14 protein-coding genes and 1 pseudogene are annotated in these 19,012 nt (G+C 69.8%); 3 read left to right on the top strand and 12 right to left on the bottom strand.

Annotated elements, in window-relative coordinates; translation table 11 throughout:
* The first annotated feature begins 5 nt into the window (after nt 1-5).
* Nucleotides 6-1,163 carry an ROK family protein gene (locus ACGFH9_RS06240; protein WP_393216106.1) on the top strand — a complete coding sequence of 386 codons (1,158 nt, stop codon included), beginning with the start codon at nt 6-8 and terminating at the stop codon, nt 1,161-1,163.
* On the opposite strand, the gene ACGFH9_RS06235 is transcribed toward ACGFH9_RS06240, so the two are convergent.
* From ACGFH9_RS06235 to glsA, 4 genes are all read right to left on the bottom strand, one after another.
* A complete protein-coding gene (locus tag ACGFH9_RS06235; RefSeq protein WP_393216103.1) occupies nt 1,139-1,516 on the bottom strand; it encodes a MerR family transcriptional regulator in 378 nt (125 codons plus the stop codon). The genes ACGFH9_RS06240 and ACGFH9_RS06235 overlap by 25 nt on opposite strands.
* A gap of 187 nt (nt 1,517-1,703) precedes the next feature.
* The gene (locus ACGFH9_RS06230; RefSeq protein ID WP_393216100.1) at nt 1,704-3,023 is read right to left on the bottom strand and encodes an ammonium transporter; all 1,320 of its coding nucleotides are present in this window, start codon (nt 3,021-3,023) and stop codon (nt 1,704-1,706) included.
* Between the two features lie 80 nt (nt 3,024-3,103).
* On the bottom strand, nt 3,104-4,123 hold the full coding sequence (gene glnII / locus ACGFH9_RS06225) for a glutamine synthetase (protein ID WP_355240943.1): 1,020 nt from the start codon (nt 4,121-4,123) through the stop codon (nt 3,104-3,106).
* Nucleotides 4,124-4,185: 62 nt separating this feature from the next.
* Nucleotides 4,186-5,772 carry a glutaminase A gene (glsA, locus tag ACGFH9_RS06220; RefSeq protein WP_393216096.1) on the bottom strand — a complete coding sequence of 529 codons (1,587 nt, stop codon included), beginning with the start codon at nt 5,770-5,772 and terminating at the stop codon, nt 4,186-4,188.
* 371 nt (nt 5,773-6,143) lie between these two features.
* Between glsA and ACGFH9_RS06215 the strand changes: the two genes are divergently transcribed.
* Nucleotides 6,144-6,824, top strand: coding sequence for an SDR family NAD(P)-dependent oxidoreductase (locus ACGFH9_RS06215; RefSeq protein WP_393216093.1), 681 nt, complete (start codon nt 6,144-6,146; stop codon nt 6,822-6,824).
* A gap of 80 nt (nt 6,825-6,904) precedes the next feature.
* On the opposite strand, the gene ACGFH9_RS06210 is transcribed toward ACGFH9_RS06215, so the two are convergent.
* The 7 genes from ACGFH9_RS06210 to ACGFH9_RS06180 all read right to left on the bottom strand — a co-directional run bounded on the left by ACGFH9_RS06210 (nt 6,905) and on the right by ACGFH9_RS06180 (nt 17,193).
* Nucleotides 6,905-7,882 carry a hypothetical protein gene (locus ACGFH9_RS06210; RefSeq protein ID WP_393216090.1) on the bottom strand — a complete coding sequence of 326 codons (978 nt, stop codon included), beginning with the start codon at nt 7,880-7,882 and terminating at the stop codon, nt 6,905-6,907.
* Between the two features lie 32 nt (nt 7,883-7,914).
* On the bottom strand, nt 7,915-9,444 hold the full coding sequence (locus ACGFH9_RS06205; protein ID WP_393216087.1) for an OmpL47-type beta-barrel domain-containing protein: 1,530 nt from the start codon (nt 9,442-9,444) through the stop codon (nt 7,915-7,917).
* 8 nt (nt 9,445-9,452) lie between these two features.
* Entirely contained in the window at nt 9,453-13,403 is a 3,951-nt protein-coding gene (locus tag ACGFH9_RS06200; RefSeq protein WP_393216084.1) for a ThuA domain-containing protein, read from the bottom strand.
* Nucleotides 13,404-13,421: 18 nt separating this feature from the next.
* Nucleotides 13,422-14,426, bottom strand: a complete 1,005-nt coding sequence (locus ACGFH9_RS06195) for a multicopper oxidase domain-containing protein (protein WP_393216081.1) — start codon at nt 14,424-14,426, stop codon at nt 13,422-13,424.
* A gap of 232 nt (nt 14,427-14,658) precedes the next feature.
* A complete protein-coding gene (locus ACGFH9_RS06190) occupies nt 14,659-15,498 on the bottom strand; it encodes an amino acid ABC transporter ATP-binding protein (protein ID WP_393216078.1) in 840 nt (279 codons plus the stop codon).
* A 5-nt stretch (nt 15,499-15,503) separates the two neighbouring features.
* On the bottom strand, nt 15,504-16,298 hold the full coding sequence (locus tag ACGFH9_RS06185) for an amino acid ABC transporter permease (RefSeq protein WP_393216075.1): 795 nt from the start codon (nt 16,296-16,298) through the stop codon (nt 15,504-15,506).
* Between the two features lie 76 nt (nt 16,299-16,374).
* Complete coding sequence (locus ACGFH9_RS06180; RefSeq protein ID WP_393216072.1) at nt 16,375-17,193, bottom strand: basic amino acid ABC transporter substrate-binding protein; 819 nt, start codon at nt 17,191-17,193, stop codon at nt 16,375-16,377.
* Nucleotides 17,194-17,543: 350 nt separating this feature from the next.
* On the opposite strand from ACGFH9_RS06180, the pseudogene ACGFH9_RS06175 reads away from it, so the two are divergent.
* Nucleotides 17,544-17,936, top strand: a pseudogene (locus ACGFH9_RS06175) (multiprotein-bridging factor 1 family protein); the annotation flags it as partial.
* 162 nt (nt 17,937-18,098) lie between these two features.
* On the opposite strand, the gene ACGFH9_RS06170 reads toward ACGFH9_RS06175, so the two are convergent.
* Nucleotides 18,099-19,007 carry a hypothetical protein gene (locus ACGFH9_RS06170; RefSeq protein WP_393216069.1) on the bottom strand — a complete coding sequence of 303 codons (909 nt, stop codon included), beginning with the start codon at nt 19,005-19,007 and terminating at the stop codon, nt 18,099-18,101.
* Between the last annotated feature and the right edge of the window lie 5 nt (nt 19,008-19,012).

Below are 19,012 nucleotides of genomic sequence, written 5' to 3'. Positions count from 1 at the left end.
GCGAGATGACGCGCACCACAGCCGACGTGACGTTCCTGCGCGGATACAACCAGGCGCTCGTCATGGCCGTGGGGCGCACCGCGCGGACGTTCGAGCGGTCGACGGTCGTCGCCGCCACCGGCCTGACGCCGCAGGCGGTCTCCAAGGTCATCGCCCGCCTGACCGCCGACGGGCTGATCCGCCCCGCCGGTGTCCGGCGTCCCGGCATCGGCAAACCCGCGGTCGTCTACGAACTGGTCCCCGACAGCCGGTACGCGATCGGCGCGCACGTCGCCCGGCGCACGCTGCGCCTGGTCCTGGTCGACCTGGCCGGCGTCGTGCGCCACTCGACGGTCAGCCCGCTGCCGGAGGACTTCACCCCGGAGCAACTCCTCGACGCCCTGAGCGCCGGCATCGACGCGATCACCGCCGACACCGCGCCGCGCAGCCGCCTGACCGGGGTGGGTCTCGGCATGATCGGGCCACTCGACCACGCGAACGGGCTGGTCCGCGACGCACACGGCCTGCGGCACTGGCACGACGTACCGCTGCGCGCGCTGGCCGAGGCGCGGCTGGGGCTGCCGGTGCACCTGGACAAGGACGTGACCGCCGGGATCACGGCCGAGGCGTGGCGGCAGGGTGCGGCGTTCGGTGACGCGGCGCTCATCATGGTCGAATCCGGCATCGGCGGTGGCTTCTGGTTGGGCGGCGCCGCCCACCGGGGCGCGCACACCAACGCCGGTGAGTTCGGGCACACGGTCGTCGCCCTGGACGGGCCGGGCTGCGTCTGCGGACGGCACGGCTGCCTGGAGGTCGTCCACCTGCGCGCCACCGAGGCGGGGGACACTGCTCGTGCGGCCCGTGTCCTGGCGATCGGCGTCGTCAACCTGCTCCAGACCCTCGACCTCGCCCACGTGGTGCTGGCCGGTGCGGATCTGCTGCGCCACGCGGAGGTCTACCGCGCGGCGGTCGAGCAGGCCGTCCGCACGGACGTGCGGCGCACGGACTGGCTGGCCCCGACGGTGACCCTGTCCAGCCTGGGCGCGGACGTGATCGCCGCCGGTGCCGCGATGCAGGTCCTGGACCAGTTCTACGGCATCCCCGACCTCACCCTCGGCGCACCGCCCACGACCGTACGACAGCACCGCCCCACGGGCGACTACCGCGGTGCGGCGTCCGTGTAGACGCAGCCGTTGCCCGGGGCCTCGCTGGCGCTGATCACCGCGTCGAGCCGGTCCCTGACCTGGGCGAGTTGGCCGATCTGCCGGGTGATGCGGTCACGTTCGGCGTTCAGCAGGGCACGGGACTGCGGAGTGTTGACCTTCGCGTCGACACAGGGCAGCAGACCCAGGATCGTCCTGCTGGACAGACCCGCGGCGTACAGCGTCTGGATGAGCTGGACGCGGTCGACCGCCTCCTGGTCGTAGTGGCGCTGGCCGCCTCCGCTGCGCCCGGGGATCAGCAGCGACTGCTCCTCGTAGTAGCGCAGGGCACGCACCGACACACCCGTGCTGGCGGCGAGTTCTCCGATCCGCACGACCCCTCCCCCCACCTGGCGACGCCGACGATACTACCTCTCACGTCAGCGTCAGATTCCAGCGTGGTTCAGGGGCTGCCGGCGCGGAGCGGTTCCCGCCGACGCACGCACCCGTACGCCCGCGGACCGGGAGGGTTGGCGTACCCCTCCCGGTCCAGACCACCACGGCGACGTCCGTCGCAGTCGGTCAGCGGGTGTACGGGCCGTTGACGACGCCCACGGTCGGGTGCTGAGCGGTCCTGTCCTGCGCCCAGCCGCCTGTCGAATCGGCAGGGGCGGCGTGCCCCCTGCTCGCGTCGAAGTCGTAGGCGCTCTCCGCGTGCAGAACCTGGTCGATGCCGGTGACCTCGTCCGATCGCCGCACCCGGAAGCCGATCGTCATATCAATGATCTTGACGAGCAGCCAGGTCAGCGCCACCGAATACGCGGCGACGGCGAGGGCGCCGACCGCCTGCTTCCCCAGTTGCCCGGCACCGGCACCGGCGACGAGGCCGTCGGTCGTGTCGAACACTCCGATGAGCAGCGTGCCGACGAAACCGCCGACCGCGTGAACCGCCACGACGTCCAGCGTGTCGTCGTAGCCGAAGCGGTCCTTGAGGCCGACGGCCAAGGCGCAGACGACACCGGCGATGACACCGATGGCGATCGCACCCCAGGTGTTCACGACCGCACAGGCGGGGGTGATGGCCACCAGGCCGGCGACCGCGCCCGACGCGGCGCCCAGGGAGGTGAAACCACCCTTGCGTACGCGCTCCCAGAGGAGCCATCCGATCATGCCGGCACCGGCCGCCACCTGGGTGTTCATGAAGGCGACGCTGGCGGTGCCGTTGGCGGCGAGAGCCGAGCCGGCGTTGAACCCGAACCACCCGAACCACAGCAGGCCCGAGCCGAGCATCACGAGCGGCAGGCTGTGCGCCCGCATCGACTCACGCCTGAAGCCGACCCGGTTGCCGAGGACGAGAAGCGCGCCGAGGGCGGCCATGCCGGCGTTGATGTGGACCGCCGTGCCTCCGGCGAAGTCCTTCACGCCGAGCTTGAAGATCCAACCGTCCGCCTGCCACACCCAGTGGGCCACCGGGAAATACACCACGGTCACCCAGAGCGCGACGAACAGCATCCACGCGCCGAACTTGGCACGGTCAGCGATCGCCCCGCTGATCAGCGCGGGCGTGATGACGGCGAACATCATCTGGAAGACCGCGAAGGCGAGCACCGGAATGCTGCCCGTCAACGTGGTGTCCGAGATCCCGCTCATGCCCACGTTGCCCAGGTCACCGATGAGTCCGCGTCCACCGACGTCATCGCCGAAGGCGAGCGAGTATCCGTAGGTCACCCAGAGCACGCTGACGATGCCCAGGCTGATGAAGCTCATCAGCAGCATGTTGAGAACGCTCTTCACGCGAACCATGCCGCCGTAGAAGAACGCCAGGCCCGGGGTCATCAGCATGACCAACGCGGCGCTGATCAGAACGAATGCGGTATCCCCCGCGTCGAAGCCGTCTGGCATCGAGATGCACTCCATGTCGTAATAGCTGCCGCAGCACTGCGGCGTGGTGAATGTCGTCCGCGGACCGTGGGCCGCGTGCCTCACACGAGGTCGGCGGCCTCCAGGGCGCTGCAGCAGGTGTCGACGATGAGGCGGGTGACGGTGTACGGGTCGACGTTGGCGTTGGGCCGACGGTCCTCGATGTAGCCCTTCTTGTCGATCTCCACCTGCCACGGGATGCGGACGGAGGCACCGCGGTCCGAGACGCCGTAGCTGTACTCGTTCCAGGGCGCCGTCTCGTGCGCGCCGGTCAGGCGGGCCTCGACGCCGGCGCCGTAGTTGCGGATGTGCTCCGCGGGCTTGTCACCCCGGCCGAGGGCCTCGCAGGCCTCGATGATCGCCGGGTAGTTCTCGCGCATCGCGCGCGTCGAGAAGTTGGTGTGGGCGCCAGCGCCGTTCCAGTCACCCCGCGCGGGCTTCGGCTCCAGGGTCGCGGAGATACCGAAGTCCTCGGCCGTGCGGTGCAGGAGCCAGCGGGCGATCCACAGCTGGTCGGAGACCTCCAGCGGGGACAGCGGACCGACCTGGAACTCCCACTGGCCGGGCATGACCTCGGCGTTGATGCCGGAGAGGGACAGGCCCGCGGCGAGGCAGTTGTCCAGGTGCTTCTCGACCACCGCGCGGCCGTAGATCTCGTCCGCGCCGACGCCGCAGTAGTAGCCGCCCTGCGGAGCCGGGTAGCCGCCGTCCGGGAAGCCGAGCGGGCGGGAGCCCTTGAAGAAGGTGTACTCCTGCTCGATGCCGAACAGCGACTCCTGGGCGGCGAACTGCTCCGCCACCGGGCGCAGCAGCGCCCGCGTGTTGGACTCGTGCGGGGTGCCGTCGGTGTTGAACACCTCGCAGAGCACCAGCAGGTGCGCCCCGCCGCGGATGGGGTCGGCGTAGGTGGCGACCGGCTCGAGGACGCGGTCGGAGCTGCTGCCCTCGGCCTGGTTGGTGCTGGAGCCGTCGAAGCCCCACGTGCCCGGTGCGACGCCGTCCTCGATGATCTTCGTCTTCGACCGGAGCTTCGCGGTCGGCGCGGTGCCGTCGATCCAGATGTATTCAGCCTTGTAAGCCATGGGTCTCTTCTCCTGTGCTCGGGCCGGATGGCCCAGGTAGTCGTGATCGGTGGAACCGACGTTCAGACCGCCGCGAGCGGCGCGTCGGTTCGCACGGGGGTGGCCAACGCCTGGCTCTCGCCCAGCGTCGACCCGAGCAGCGCGACAACGTTGTCGTGTGCTCCGCGTTCGGCGTCGGAGAGCGCAGTGCCTCCCCAGCGGTCCCGCAGAGTTGGATCAGCTCCGCGGTCCAGGAGGTACTGGACCACGTCGAGGTTTCCGTCGGAGGCAGCCAGGTGCAGCGCCGTCCGCCGGTCGTAGTCAGCGGAGTTCGGATCCTTCCCCGCGGCCAGCGCGAGCCGGACGTACTCCAGATCGCCGTGACTGGCGGCCCACAGCAACCGCGTGGTCGACGCCACCTCGTCCTCGTTCCTGCCGCGACGCGGGTCGCGTTTGCCGGAGTCCTCGCCGGCGGCCAACGAGTCGTAGACGTGGAAGTTGAACCGGTTGATGAGTTCCTTGCAGAACGCGACTCCCCGGACGGAGTTGCCGAGCGCGTCGAGGCGGGGCGACCAGACGCAGACGCCCATCACGCCGGGAACCACGATCATCAGTCCGCCGGAGACACCGCTCTTGGCCGGCAGACCGATGGTGAAGGCGAACTCCCCCGAGTAGTCGTACATCCCGCACGACGACATCAGCGACAGGCACTTGCGCGCGGTGTCGGCGGAGAAGATCCGCTCCCGGGTGAGGGGATTGACACCACCGTTGGCGAGCGACGCGGCAACGACCGACAGCGACCGCGCGTCGACCTCGATGGAACAGCACTGGAAGTAGAACTCCAGCGTCTCGGTGAGGTCGGTGCCGTCCGGAAAGGCCCGGTGCTCGCGCATGAAGTACCCGAGAGCGAAGTTCCGATCCGCCGTACGCCGTTCCGAGAGATAGACGGCATTGTTGAAGCCGACCGTCCCGCCGCCAGCCAATCTGCGCCACGTTTCGGCGACGTGGTCGAAACGGTCGGCCATCTCCCAACTCGGGCGCAGCAACGAGCAGCACATGATCGCGCCAGAATTGATCATCGGGTTGTGCGGAAGGCCCTCGTTGTTCAATGTCAGCTCGTTGAACCCTCGACCGCTGGGTTCCCGTCCCACGTGCCGGTGGACCTGTTCGGCACCGTGCTGTTCCAGCGCGAGACAATAGTTGATCGGCTTGCAGACCGACTGGACGCAGAACGGGGTCTCCGCATCCCCCACCGCGAAGCGCTGCCCGTCGGTGGTGCACAGCGAGATCCCGAAATTCTCCGGATCGACGCGGCCGAGCTGCGGGATGTAATCGGCGACCTGCCCCCCGTCGACACCCCTGAGGCCCTCGTAGATCGAGAAGATCTCCGCCTGCAATGCGGCGAAGTCCGGAATGACGAGGTCCCCGCGAAGTGACCTTTCGATGACACCGCCACTCGTCCTGCACCACGCGATGAATCGAGACATATCGATACGTGTCGGACCGACACCGCTGGCGGCGGACCGCACCTCGACCAGACGCGGGTCCGTCTCGGAGATGCCTGCGGCTCGCAGCCGGTCGACGAGTTCCCGCACCGCGATCGTTCCGTCGTCGTCGACCGCGAAGGATCCGAACAACTTCCCGTACTCCGCGGCTGCGAAATCGTCCAAGCCGAACGGCTCGAGGCCGCGGGACCACGCCTGATCGGGGCGACGTGGCGCGGCTCTGGTTTTCCTGGTCGCGGGCATAGCGTGCTTCAACTACTCCGTAATTGTCGGTGACGGCGTGGTGGCGACGCCATGACGCGGCAGTCCCGCTCTGGTGACAGTCGACCCACCCACCGTCGAAAGACTAGGAAGGGCCGGTGTACGACCGCTGGATTTCGACTTACCGGCGGCTGGTGGCGACAACCGCGCCATCGCGGGTGCCGGGACATGTGACTAAATTAGGGCGGCGGTGCACCTCCGGTGGCCGAATTCCTTACCGGTACGGTGATTTCCCGCACACCAGAGAGAGTGAGCAGGTTGTGAGAATCGTTGTGGTGGGCGCCACACAGGGCATTGGCCGCGAATTGGCCGCCGAGTACGCCAGGCGGGGCAACGAGGTGATTATTACCGGACGGGCGGCCGAACGGGCCGGTGTCGAGGCGGAGCGACTCGCCACCGAGACCGGAGGCCGTGTGTCCGGACTGGCGCTCGACCTGTCCCACCCGGAGTCGGTCGCGGAGGCGCTCAGGACTGTGCAGCGAGTGGACCGGGTCGCCGTCGCCGGCATGATCCGGGACCGGAACACCGTCGCGGCCTTCTCGGTGACGGAGGCCGTGGCCCTCGCGACCACCAAGATCGTCGGCTATGCGGCGGTGGCGGCCGCCCTCCGCGACCGCCTCGCACCGGGTGCCGCCGTGCTGCTGTTCGGTGGGATGGCCAAGGACCACCCGTACCCAGGCTCCACCGTGCTGTCCAGCGTCAACGCCGGGGTGGTGGGGCTGGTGCGCACCCTGAGCGTGGAACTCGCCCCGGCACGGGTCAACTCGATCCACCCGGGCGCGGTCACCGACAGTCCCGCGTGGGTGGACAAGCAGGCCGTCCTCGACCCGCTGCGCAAGATCTCCCTGACCGGGGAGCTGCCCACCATGCGGCAGATCGTCGACGGATGCGTCTTCCTGCTGGAGAACGCGGCTGCCAACGGCGTCAACCTCACCCTCGACGCCGGGCGCGCGTAGCCCTCCCGGCCGGGGCCGCCACGACAACGGCCGGTCTCCCCCGGATCTGGGGGTGACCGGCCGCCGCCGTGACCTGACCGTCAGAGCTTCGCGGCGCCCGCCTCGGTGGCCTCCCGCACCGCCGAGGTACGACGAACCTCGGCCCGCTGGTCGCCCGCGTCCTCCCGGTCGGCCGCGGCCATCCGGGCCGCCCGGTTGGCGCTCGGCGCGGCCTGGTCGCCCGTCACACCGCCCCGGATGCGGTTGTTCGCGGCCACCTGCGCGGCCGGGTTGTTGCCCGTCACGGTCAACTGACCGTTGATGATGTTGTCGTCGACGGTGACGCCACCGGTGGTGCTGGTGACGCTGACGTCCGTGCCCCAGTAGCCGCCGGAGGCGCAACTGTCGAGGGCGCCGTTCGGCCCGAGCTGGACGCCGCCGAGGTTGCCGGCGAAGGTGGCCCTGCCCCGGACGGCGCTGCCGCACACGACGCTGCCGGTGGCGCTGTTGAGCACCGACAGGGTGCCGTCGACGAACGAGTCGTGCACGTCGGTGTAATAGGTGCCGGTGCTGCTGAGGTTGCGCGTCACCTGGGTGCCGTCGTCAAGGCGTACCTCGCCGGCGCCGACGGTGACGTTGCCGCCGATCGTCGACGCCTCGGCGAACAGGAAACCGTCGATGGTCGCCGAGCCCTTCGGCCGGACGGTCAGCGCACCGGTCTGCGCGTTCTTCAGGAAGAGGCCGTAGCCCCCGGCGGCCACCACCACCTGGCCGTCGACGGTCGTGTCGGTGGCGTCGAGGTAGCCGTCGGCGGCGACGCGTACCTCGCCGCTGACCCGGCCGCCGGTCACCACCAGGTTGGCGCCGACAGCGACCGTGACGTTCCCGGTGATCGTGGTGCCGGTCAGCGCGCAGGACTCACCGGCCGGGACGAGCAGGTCGTTGGGCACGGTCACCGCACCGCCCGTGCCGATGCAGTGGGTGACCAGGTCGGCGTGGGCGGTGGGTGCCACGGCCAGCACCGAGCCGGCGATGACGGCGCTCACGGTGGCCAGCTTGGCGACGGTACGTCCGGGCATCGTGGTACTCCCTCTCGATGGGATTCGGGTGCTCATGCGCCGACGTCCGATCGGGCCGCGGCCCGGACGATGGCGCCCTGCTGGCGCTTGTTGAGCGTTCCGGCGGTCACCAGCGCGGCGGTGACCGCCTCGACGTGCCGGACGAAGTCGGCGTGGCCGGGGTAGTCGGCGTGCTCGTCGATCAGATCGTTGATGGTGCAGCCGTCGCCGGCGTCGACGTTGGCGACTCCGGTGTCGGCCCCGTCGATGACCACCGTGTCGCGGGTGTCGGACGCGGGGCAGGCATCGGTGCCGTCGGCCACCACGGTGAACGTCGCCGACTGCTCGGCGGAGGTGTTCTGCGCGGTGTCGGTCGCCCGGTAGCGCAGGGTGTGCGCCCCCACGGTGCGGACGGCGACCGGAGCGGTGTACGCAGTCCACGCGCCCGCGTCGAGGGCGTACTCGATCTTCGCCACACCCGAGTCGGCGTCGGTGGCCGTGACGGTCACCGTCGCCGCGCCCACGTACGCGCCGTCGCCGTCGCGGTCACCGGACACTGTGGCCGTGACGGTGGGTGCTGTGGTGTCCTCGGCCGGCGGCGCGACGACCGTGAAGTGGGCCATCTGCTCGGCCGAGGTGTTGCCGGCGACGTCGGTGGCCCGGTAGTGCAGCATGTGCATCCCGGCGGCGGTCACCACGATCGGATTCGCGTACGCCGTGAAGGCGGCGTCGTCGAGGGCGTACTCGATGGTGGCGACCCCCGAGCCGGCGTCGGTGGCGGTCAACGTGGCGGTGGCCGTACCGACGTAGTTGCCGTCGCCGTCGCGGTCGCCGGCCAGCGCGGCCGTGACCACCGGCGCGGTGGTGTCCTCCTCGGTCGGCTCGACGACCCGGAACGACACCGAGCCGACCGCGCTGGTGTTGCCAGCCTGGTCGGTGGCACGGAACTGCACCGAGTGGTCGCCGACCGCGCTCACCTGCACGGGCTGGGTGTACGGCTGGAAACTGGTGTCGTCGACCTGGTATTCGACTGTCCCCACGCCGGAGTCGGCGTCGGTGGCCGTGATGGTCACCGTCGCCGCGCCCACGTAGTTGCCGTCGCCGTCGCGGTCACCGGACACGGCGGCGGTGACGGTCGGTGGCGTGGTGTCGCCGCCTCCCCCGCCGTCGGTGACCACCAGCTCGCCGACCATCTGGCTGTGGCCGGGGATCGAGCAGAAGTAGCGGTACCGACCCGGGGTCAGCGTGACGGTCGCCTGGTGGCGGCCGTCGTTGGCGTCGAACGGGCTGGCCAGGATGTTGAGTGTGACGTCGTGGTTGTAGCCCTCGGTGGACGTGTCGAAGGTCAGCGTGTGCGGCATGCCGGTGGTGTTGCCGGTGGCCGCGCTGTTCTCCCAGATGATCGTCGTCGCGCCGGCCACCGCCGTGGTGGGCGCGGACTTGTAGCGCGTGGTGTTGTCGTCGGCGGTCCAGGTCAGCACCTGGTCCGCGGCGGCGCGCGGCGCGGCGGACGCGGGCGGCGCGGCCAATGGTGCGGCCGTGAGCAGGAACGCCGCCAGCGCTGCCGTGATTCGTCGAATCATCGTCTCTCCTAGAGTTCCCGCACGCGGATGTTGCGGAACTCGGTCAGGTCGTTGTCACCGTGGTTCTGCAGGCCGATGAAGCCGCGCAGGAACTGCCGCAGGTCGGTCGGCGGGTCGCCGGCCCGGGAGGACTGCTTGCCCGGCGTGTTGTCGAACTCGTTGATCACCACACCGTTGCGGATCATCGTGTAGTGCTGCCCGACCACCCGGATCTCGTAGTCGTTCCACACGTTCTTCGGCGTGACGCGGGCCTCGGCGAGCGACGCCGGGTCGAAGTTGTAGACCGAGCCGGTCTTCTGCGGCTCGCCGCTGTCACCGTCGTAGATCTGGATCTCGTGTCCGCAGTAGATCGCCATCCAGGCCGTCGAGGTCCGTGCCGACCCGATGGTGCCGCAACTGCCCGGTGGCCGCTGCTCCAGCGGAACCCGCAGGTCCGGGAACCGGATGAAGACACCGGTGTTGGCCCGGTTGGTGCCCGGTGCGATGTCCTTGAACTGCACCTTCAGCGAGAAGTCGGCCAACTCCTTGGTGTGCCAGAGCATGCCGAGCCCGCCGCTGGAACGCAGTGCCCCGTCGGGCTGGATGCTGAACGACCCCGTCGGCGCCTGCTGCCAACCGCGCAGCGACTCGGCGGTGCCGTCGTAGAGCGGCTCGTACCCGGTGCGACCGTCCCGGCCGATGTCGGACGCGGCGGCCAGGCGGGTGAGCGTGCCCGACTCACGGGCGTTGAGCAGACCGTCGTCCTGCAACGTGCGGGTCACCGCGCTGACGTGCCGGACGAAGGCGTTGTGGTCGGGCCAGGTGCTCTCGTCGTCGATGAGGTCGTTGATCGTGCAGCCCTGCCCGACCGTACGACTGGGCACGCCGGTGTCCGTGTCTCCGAGCCACACCGTGCCCCGGGGGTCGGGCACCGCGCAGCCGACCGTGACCGTGGTCCGCACGGTCGCCGTCTCGCCGTCGGCGTACGTGACGGTGAGCTTCGCGGTGTAGGTGCCGACCTTGGCGTACGTGTGTCGGGGGTCGGCCTCGGTCGACGTGGCGCCGTCGCCGAACTCCCAGCGGTGGCTGACGCCGCCGGACTTCGAGCCGGTGAAGGCGATCGTCAACGGCTTGTTCTGCACGGCCACTGAGGTCGCCGCGGGCGCCGGGGTGGGCGCGCCACCGGTGTAGCTGATCCGGATCAGCTTCTGGTTGGGGTGCAGGCTGAAGAACCCGCCTCCGTAGTCGAGCAGGTAGAGCGCGCCGTCCGGGCCGAACTTGGCGTCCATCCAGCTCTGCAACCGGTTGTCGCCGTTGCCGCTGGGGATGATCGCCCGCAGCGACTCGGCGTACACCGGCGGGGCGGCCTGCGGCACGCCGGCCTCGTCGACGGTGACCGCGACCCGGTTGGCCGCGTTCGACTGGTCGCCGATGAGCCACTTGCCGTCCCAGTGCTCCGGCCACGCGATGCCGCTGCCGGTGTCGACGAGGCTGCGGTGGTAGGTGGGCCCGGACATGATGGCCTGCCCGCCGCCGCGCAGGTACGGCTGGGTGTAGGTGGCGTCGGCGGCGACGTAGGTGGGCAGGCCGCTGCCGTCGGTCCGCTTCGGGAAGACGGGACCGCCGCCGTCGGGTGAGTACCAGATCATGTTGTCCCGGGCGGCGGGGATGTCCACCAGGCCCGTGTTGCGCGGCGAGGTGTTCTTCAGGTTGCCGCAGTCGTACCAGCCGGTCAGCACCGTGGCGTCGGTGGTGCTGCGGTCCCGGTACGGCTGCCGGTTACCCATGCAGTACGGCCAGCCCTGGTTACCGGCCGAGGTGATGATGGTGGCCGTCTCGTACTTCGCCGGGCCGAGGGTCGGGCTGGGCGACGGGGCGTCGGGGCCGACCCAGCCGGCGGTCAGCCACTGGTGCACCGGGTCGATCTGGAGGCGGGCGATGTTGCGGACGCCCATCACGTAGATCTCCGGCCGGGTCTTCTCGGTGCCCGGCGGGAAGAGGTTGCCCTCCGGGATGGTGTACGTGCCGTCCGACTCCGGGTGGATCCGGATAATCTTGCCGGCGAGGTCGTTGGTGTTACCCGACGTGCGGCGGGCGTCCTGGAACGAGGTTCCCTGGTACTCCTGCGTCCAGTTGTTGCCGGAGTATCCCTGCGACCCCTCGGAGGAGTTGTTGTCGCCGGAGCCGACGTAGAGGTTGCCCTTGGCGTCGAACGCCATGCCACCGCCGGCGTGGCAGCAGCTGTGGATCTGCACCGGGAACTGCAAGAGGTCCTTGCGGGTGCCCTCGTCGATGGTCTGCGCCTGACGGTCGTACGTGAGGCGGGAGACGGTGCGCTGCCCGATCCGCTTCACCCGGTCGATCGACTCGTGCGGCATCCAGTAGACGTAGAGCCAGCCGTTCTCGGCGAACTTCGGGTCGGGCACGATGCCGAGCAGCCCCTCCTCGTTCTTCACCAACTCGGAGCCGCTGCCCCGGTTGCCCATCACCTCCAGGGTGGTGAGCAGCTTGGCCTGCTTGGTGCGCGGGTCCCAGGCGTGGATGGTGCCGCAGCCCTTGCCGACGTTCGGGTCGTTCCAGTCCTCGATCGGACCGCTCGGGCAGGCGGCCTTGCCGACGTAGAAGACGGTGCCGTCGGGCGCGATGGTGAGTCCGTGCGGCTCGCCGATCTGGTCGAGCTGCCCGGTCTGGTTCGCGGCGGTGAGTCGCTCCACCTTGTAGTTCGCGGCGATCGTCGCCTGGCAGTCGCCGCGTACGCGGCCGGTGGTCCAGTTCAGCGCCCCGGTCAGGTGCGCGCGGAACGCATCCTCGCCGTAGCTGCCCTCGGTGTGGCCCATGCCGGTGTAGAAGGACCGACCGCCGTCGTAGTCGCGGCACCAGGACACCGGGTGGAACGGGCCGTTGGCACCGGGGCCCGGGTCGTAGTGCCGCTCCTGCACCTGGGCGAGGGTGTGCACCGAGCCGAGCGGGTTCGGGTCCCAGTTGTCCCAGCGGTCCGACCGGGTGAGGGTCAGCGGCAGCGACGCGGTGGCCGGGTGTCTGCGGTCCAGGATGTCGACCACCGCCCGGTTCACGGGGGTCGGCGGCGGCGCGGTGGCCGCGCCGGTGAACAGGCGCAGGTCGGCGAGCTGGATCAGCGGCTCACCGCTGTTGGCGGTGATGTTCAGCCGGTAGCGGGTGAACTCCTGCGGCGTGGCGATGTCGAACCGGCGGGTCTGGAACCGTTCCGCGAAGGTCTGGTTGGTGCGCTGGTCCAGATCGGACCAGTTCTGACCGTCGGTGGAGCCCTGCAGGGTCCAGTCCTTCGGGTCCCGCCCGACGAAGTCGTTGGCGGACGTCAGCGCGTACCCGGTGATCCTCTTCGGCGCGGCCAGCTGGTACGTCACCCACGCGGTCGGGGTCCGGACCAGCCACTTGGTGTTGGCGTCGCCGTCGGTCAGCTTCTCCTTCGTCTCGTTCGGCGGGTTCTCGCCGCTGGCGGTCACCGCGGACACCGGCTCGGCGACCGGGATGGCGCCCGCCGGGCGGGCACCGATCAGGCCGGTGAACCAGGCCGAGTCGACCTGCGCGCGGGCGGCGTCGGCGATGCCGACGAAGCCGCCGCCGGCCTTCATGTAGGCCTGTAGCGCCGACTCCTGGTCGCGGCTGAGCGCGGCGCCCGTCGCGGACAGGAAGACCACGCTCCGGTACGCGGACAGCCCGGCCGCGGTGAACACAGCCGGGTCCGTGGTGGCTGTGACATCGATGTCATGACTGACCGCAAGCTGTCGGATGGTGTCCACGGCGCGGGCCACCGGGTCCTGCTGCTCGGTCACCGGCCCGTGGAACACGAGCACGGCCGTCCTGGTCTGCTGCGCCTGCGCTGGCGCCGCGGTCACCGCTCGCGGCGCGGCTGCCGCCGCCGTGGCCGTGGTCGTGGCTGGGATCAGCGTGGCGAAGGCCGCTACCGCGGCGAGGGCTCGTCGTACGTCTCTGGTCATCCCCGTCCCCACTTTCGGTCAGCTTCCGTGCGTGTGGGTGTGGCCCTGGAACCGGTGGATCGCCTCTTCGGCGCCGGGGGGCATGCTGCCGTCGGCGTTGCGCACCAGGAAGATCCCGGCCATGCCGCCGTCGGAGTGGTTCTGCACGTGGCAGTGGTACATCCACGCGCCGGGTCCGACGCCCTCCCCGGCCAGCACCTGGAACCCGAACGAACTGCCCGGGTTGAGGTCCTTGTTGTCGACGACCAGGCTCGGGTCGGCCGGCCCTTCGAGCATTCCGGTGCGGTTGTCCGCCCAGCGGTGCGCGTGCAGGTGGAAGGTGTGGAAGAGGTTGCCGTGCCCGATGGCGAGCCACTCCACCCGCTGGCCCAGGTTCGCCTCGAAGATGGGCGTGTCCGGGGCCATCCGGTTGTTGATCGTCATGTCGTGGAACACGACGGTGAACTGCTTCTCCGGCAGGATGTCGCCCCGACGTCGGACGATCAGCGCGCCGTACAGGCCCTTCGCAACTCCGGCGGTGCCGTGGTCGGTGCCCATGGCGTGGTCGTGGTAGTGCCAGTAGCCGGCGCTGCCCGGCATGTACCGGCGTCCCGCCGCGGCGACCATCTCGTGTGATCGCCAGACGTACGTCCGCGTCTCGCCCGGGTCGTTGAAGGAGTCGTTGAACGGGCTGCCGTCCGAGTCGGTGCTGTAGTCCACCCCGTGCGGATGGATGGACAGCCGCTGGGTGGTGGTGTTGACCAGCGTGATCTCCAGGGTGTCACCCTCGTAGATCTCCAGCACCGGCCCGGGCACGGTGGCCTGGCCGGGCGCGAGGCCGTACCCGAACAGCCCGCCGGGCAACTGCTCGGCGTAGATGGTGACCTTCCTGGTCACTCCGGCGGCGGCCTGGGCTGGGCTACTTCCGAACGCGCCACCGAGCGTGGGGGCGGACGCGCCCAACGCTCCGGCTGCGAGCGCCCCGGTGGCGATCAGTGATCGACGGGACAGGTGGCGATGGGAGCCAACGGCGTGATCGTCCATGGGTCTCCGTTCCCGACCGGGCGAAGACGCGACGAGCGCAGGGTGCATCGACCGCCGAGCACAAGGCGGCTGCACGACTGGGGTGAGGATCGTCGCGGACTTCGCTCGGAAGACTCAGAACTTTCGATGGATGAACCCAACTTATGTAATCCATCGACGAAAGTACAGGGTCTGATTGCAGGAAGATTACCGTGACATCACGAGGGCCATCTATCGACGAGGCCCGCGAGGGTCAGAGATCGTGGCGGTCGTCGGCCGGCAGGCTGGGGGCTTCGGGCTGTGCGGGCGACTGCTCAGGCTGACCGAGCCGCGCCACGTGGGTCGGGTCGAGGACCCGGGAGAGGAAGGCGCGCGTCCGCTCGTGCTTCGGCGCGCCCAGCACCTCCTGCGGCGGCCCCTGCTCGACGACCACGCCACCGTCCATGAACACGACGCGGTCCGCCACGTCCCGGGCGAACGCCATCTCGTGGGTGACCACCATCATCGTCATGCCGTCCTCGGCCAGCCCGCGCATGACGGTGAGCACGTCACCGACCAGCTCAGGGTCCAACGCCGAGGTCGGCTCGTCGAAGAGCATCAGCTTCGGCTCCATCGACAGCGACCGGGCGATCGCGACCCGCTGCTGCTGCCCACCGGAGAGCTGCGCCGGGAACGCGTCGGCCTTGTCGGTCAGGCCGACCCGCTCCAGGTTGGCCCGCGCGACCCGCTCGGCCTCGGCACGGCCGCGCCGCAGCACCTTGCGCTGCGCGACCGTGAGGTTGTTGAGCACGGTCAGGTGCGGGAACAGGTTGAACGACTGGAACACCATGCCGATGCCCCGACGCACGGCGTCGATCTCGACGTCCGGGTCGGTCATCTCCACGCCGTTGACCCGGATCGTGCCCGCGGTCGGTTCCTCCAACAGGTCCACACAACGCAACAGGGTCGACTTGCCGGACCCGGACGGCCCGATCACGCAGACCACCTCGCCCTGACCGACCTCGAAGTCGATGCCCTTGAGCACCTCGATCGGGCCGAAGGACTTGTACAGGTCACGGATCTCGACGGCGGGGCGGGACGGGCTGGTCGTCATGCGGGTCACCGGGCCTTGGCGTAGCGGAGTTCGAGGCGGCGTACCACCTGGGACAGCGGCAGGGTGATGACCAGGTAGGCGAGGCCGGCCACCAGCAGCGGGGTGGCGTTCACCCGGTCGTTGAGCATGTCCCGGCCGAACTTGGTGACCTCGATGGTCTGTGCCGTCACACCCAGCACGTACGCCAGCGACGAATCCTTGGTGAGCAGGATCAGCTCGTTCGTCAGCGGCGGGATGACGATCCGGAACGCCTGCGGGATGACGATCGTGCGCATGGCGGTGAAGTGCGACATGCCGAGGGTGCGGGCCGCCTCCATCTGCCCCTTCGGCACGGCCTGGATGCCGGCCCGGATGGTCTCGGCCATGTACGCCGCGGCGGTCAGTCCGAGACCGATCGCGATCGCGCCGAACACGCCGCCGGGGATCTCCCGCTCCGGGAAGGCGATGGGGATGCCGTACCCGACGAGGAAGAGAACCAGCAGCGCCGGCAGACCCCGGAACAGCTCGATGTACGCGGTCGCCAGCCAGCGGTACGGCGCCACCCGGGACAGTCGCATGAGCGCGAGGACGGTGCCGAACACGAGACCGAACGCGAACGCGCCAAGCGTGTAGAGGATCGTGTTGCGCAGCGCCACGGTGATGATCGTCGGGAACATCGACTCGATGATGTCGACGCGGAAGAACGCGTCAGCCAGTCGACCCCAGTCCGCGGCGGCGAGCACCGCGACGATGATCGCGGCGAAGACCAGGTACTGGATACCGAGGGACAGTCGTTCCCGCTGGCGGCGGCGCAGCTTCACGTTGGCTCGTTGCCTTCCCGGAGTGTGCTGACGGGAAGGGCGCGCATCCCGCGCGCCCTTCCCTCCTGAGCTTCGATCAGGCGTTCGGCCGCTTGCCGATCCACGTGGAGTAGATCGTGTCGTACGAGCCGTCCTGCTTGGCCTTGGCCAGCGTCTCGTTGATCTTCTTGAGCAGCTCCGGGTTGCCGTCCTTCTTCACCGAGAACCCGTACTGCTCGCCAGTGTCGAACTCGGCGGTCACCGTGAACCCACCCGGGTTCTTGCGGAGGTACTCGGTCCACACCGGCAGGTCGTTGACGGCGGCATCGACCTGACCGTTCGCCACTGCCTGCTGCAGGGCGGCGAGGTCCTCGAACTCGACCAGCTGCAGGCCCTTCTCCTTCTCGAACTTGCGCGCGTAGTCACGACCGGTGGTGGCCGCCTGCACGCCGAGCTTCTTGCCCCGCAGGTCGTCGAGCGACTTGTACGGCTTGCCGGTCTTGACCAGCATCGCCTGCGTCGCGTCGAAGTACGGGTCGGAGAAGTTCATCACCTTCTGCCGTTCGGCGGTGATGGTCATGCCGGCGGCGGCTACGTCGCACTTGCCCGTGTTCAGGTCCTGACCGGACTTGATCCCCTCGAAGGGCGTGTCGATGATCGTCTGCTCGACGCCCAACTCCTTGGCCACGAGGTCCATCACGTCGACGTCGAACCCGGTGACCTTGCCGCTGGCGTCCTTGAACTGGAAGGGCGGGTAGGGCAGGTGGGTGCAGACGGTCAGCTTGCCGCTCTCGACCAGCTTGACGCCGCTGGCCTGGACCTCGCTGTCGTCCTTCTTGGCACATCCGGCGGTCACCGCCAGAGCGGCGATCGCCACGACGAGGCCGGCCTGGCGGACTGCGCTACGGACCCTCACGAGTGTGTCCCTCCGGTTCGGCGGCCCCCTTGTGGCGGGCAACCAGGTTGGTACGAAGACGATGTGACAGGGGACGGTACCTGATTCGTGAAACGGTAACTCAGGTCACGCGGTGTAGCCGACGTGCTGCGGCGACCGTCACAGTCCGTGAACAGGACGGTCGACCCCGAAAGGGACAACGTGCCGCTCCAGCCGCGACGATCGACATTTGAGTATCCGAGCCACCCCGAACGAGTAGGCCACCGCCCCGGCGACCGCTGCGCCGCCACGAAGGCTGATAGACGATCAGTGGTACCGCCGCCACCAGAGGGTGAGCAGATCCGATTCCGGATGGGAGGGCAGGCCTGAGGATGGACACCTACCCCATGACACCCCAGATGGCCTTCGCGCAGTTCGTCCGCCAAGCCGTCGACGACGCCCGCGAGGAGCACGGCTGGACCGTCGGCGACATCGCACACCACACCGGAGTGAGCCGCTCGACGCTGTTCCGCTGGCTCGCCGGCGACTGGCAGCGTTACCCGGAACTGGCGAAGGTCCGCAGCCTCTGCGCCACCCTCGATCTCTCCATCGCCGCCGCCATCCGGCCGCTCGCGATGCCGAACGCGACAGTGACGCCCCGGGTGGTGGCCGAGGCCGAAACGGACATGGGAACCATCCGTCGGCGGTTGCTGGACGACACGGTCTCGGCCGCGGACAAGCGCCACATCCGGGAACTCCTGCGCCGCCTCGCCGGACGGGACCTTCCGGTCGAGGCGTCGTCGTCGTCGAGAAACGGCTCCGGCGCCACCCCGCCCTCTTCGTCGCGGGCAGGCGCGTCGCGCCGGTAGCCCGCTCGGACGTGCGCCGCACAGTCAGCTGGCATCAGCGCGCGGAGCGCGCGACCTCACCGCGCGGCGCAGGCGACCTCAGCGCGTGACGCGACCTGGCCGGCCCGGACCGGTGCCGGAGCGTCGGGAACCGATGCGGGGAGCCCGCACCACCGGTGAGCTGCCGGCTCCGGGGCGGAAGTCCCGGGCCGCGGCGGCCACCATCTCGTCGGGATCGCCTTCGAGCGTCTGCCGGACGTGCGCCGGGACGATCTCGGACGTGGCCATCGCCAGCCGGACCTGCACCGAGCGGTCGTCGACGAGCGTCGCCAGATCCGCCTCGGCCAGCTCCAGCGCGCGGACCAGCGCGGCCCGTACGTCGACCGCCGGGTCCCCGGCCAGGGCGCTGCGCTGCGCGGCGGTGGTCCGCGGGTTGCGGGCGAGCCCCTTGCGGACGCGGACGGTGCGATCGGCCAGCAGGGCGACGATGACGTCGGGGTCCTGGGTATGCGTGGCGAGGCGTTCCCGCACCTCGGGTGAGACGTCGTCGACCAGGCGGGCGGCCAGCTCGGGCTCCAGGTCGCGGGTCTCGGCGAGCAGGCCCCGGAGCTCCTTGTCAGGTGCGGCGACCATCACCCGGCGGACCGACTCGTCGCAGGACGGGTTGCCGGCGACGGCCCAGCGGACCCACCGGTCCGCGTCCTTGACCAGACGCAGGAGATTGCCGACCGAGGTCGCGGGATTGCGCGCCACGGCTTCCCGGACATGACGATCATGGTCGCGGGTCAGCGACCGCAGGGCCTGCGCGGGCGCGTCCGGCCGGGCCGCGACCGCCTTGCGAACCGCGACCGACGCGTCGGACGCCAGGTCGATGAGGGTCATCTGTGGCGTTGTGGGGTCGTGTGCGACGGCGAGCCGCGCGTCCGCCCCGTCACCGGTCGGACGGTCGGTCGGGGTGCCTGACCCGCTGTTCCGGTCGGCCCCGCCGACGTGCTGCTGCTTGCCCATGGGCG

This window comes from Micromonospora sp. NPDC049102, assembly GCF_043197485.1.
Classification (GTDB): Bacteria; Actinomycetota; Actinomycetes; order Mycobacteriales; family Micromonosporaceae; genus Micromonospora.
This window is presented reverse-complemented; position numbering and strand designations above follow the sequence as displayed.

Coding starts and splice junctions, on each gene's coding strand:
- ACGFH9_RS06240 (WP_393216106.1), top strand. CDS start 6: ATGACGCGCACCACAGCCGACGTGACGTTCCTGCGCGGATACAACCAG.
- ACGFH9_RS06230 (WP_393216100.1), bottom strand. CDS start 3,023: ATGCCAGACGGCTTCGACGCGGGGGATACCGCATTCGTTCTGATCAGC.
- glnII (WP_355240943.1), bottom strand. CDS start 4,123: ATGGCTTACAAGGCTGAATACATCTGGATCGACGGCACCGCGCCGACC.
- ACGFH9_RS06210 (WP_393216090.1), bottom strand. CDS start 7,882: ATGCCCGGACGTACCGTCGCCAAGCTGGCCACCGTGAGCGCCGTCATC.
- ACGFH9_RS06205 (WP_393216087.1), bottom strand. CDS start 9,444: ATGATTCGACGAATCACGGCAGCGCTGGCGGCGTTCCTGCTCACGGCC.
- ACGFH9_RS06200 (WP_393216084.1), bottom strand. CDS start 13,403: ATGACCAGAGACGTACGACGAGCCCTCGCCGCGGTAGCGGCCTTCGCC.
- ACGFH9_RS06195 (WP_393216081.1), bottom strand. CDS start 14,426: ATGGACGATCACGCCGTTGGCTCCCATCGCCACCTGTCCCGTCGATCA.
- ACGFH9_RS06190 (WP_393216078.1), bottom strand. CDS start 15,498: ATGACGACCAGCCCGTCCCGCCCCGCCGTCGAGATCCGTGACCTGTAC.
- ACGFH9_RS06170 (WP_393216069.1), bottom strand. CDS start 19,007: ATGGGCAAGCAGCAGCACGTCGGCGGGGCCGACCGGAACAGCGGGTCA.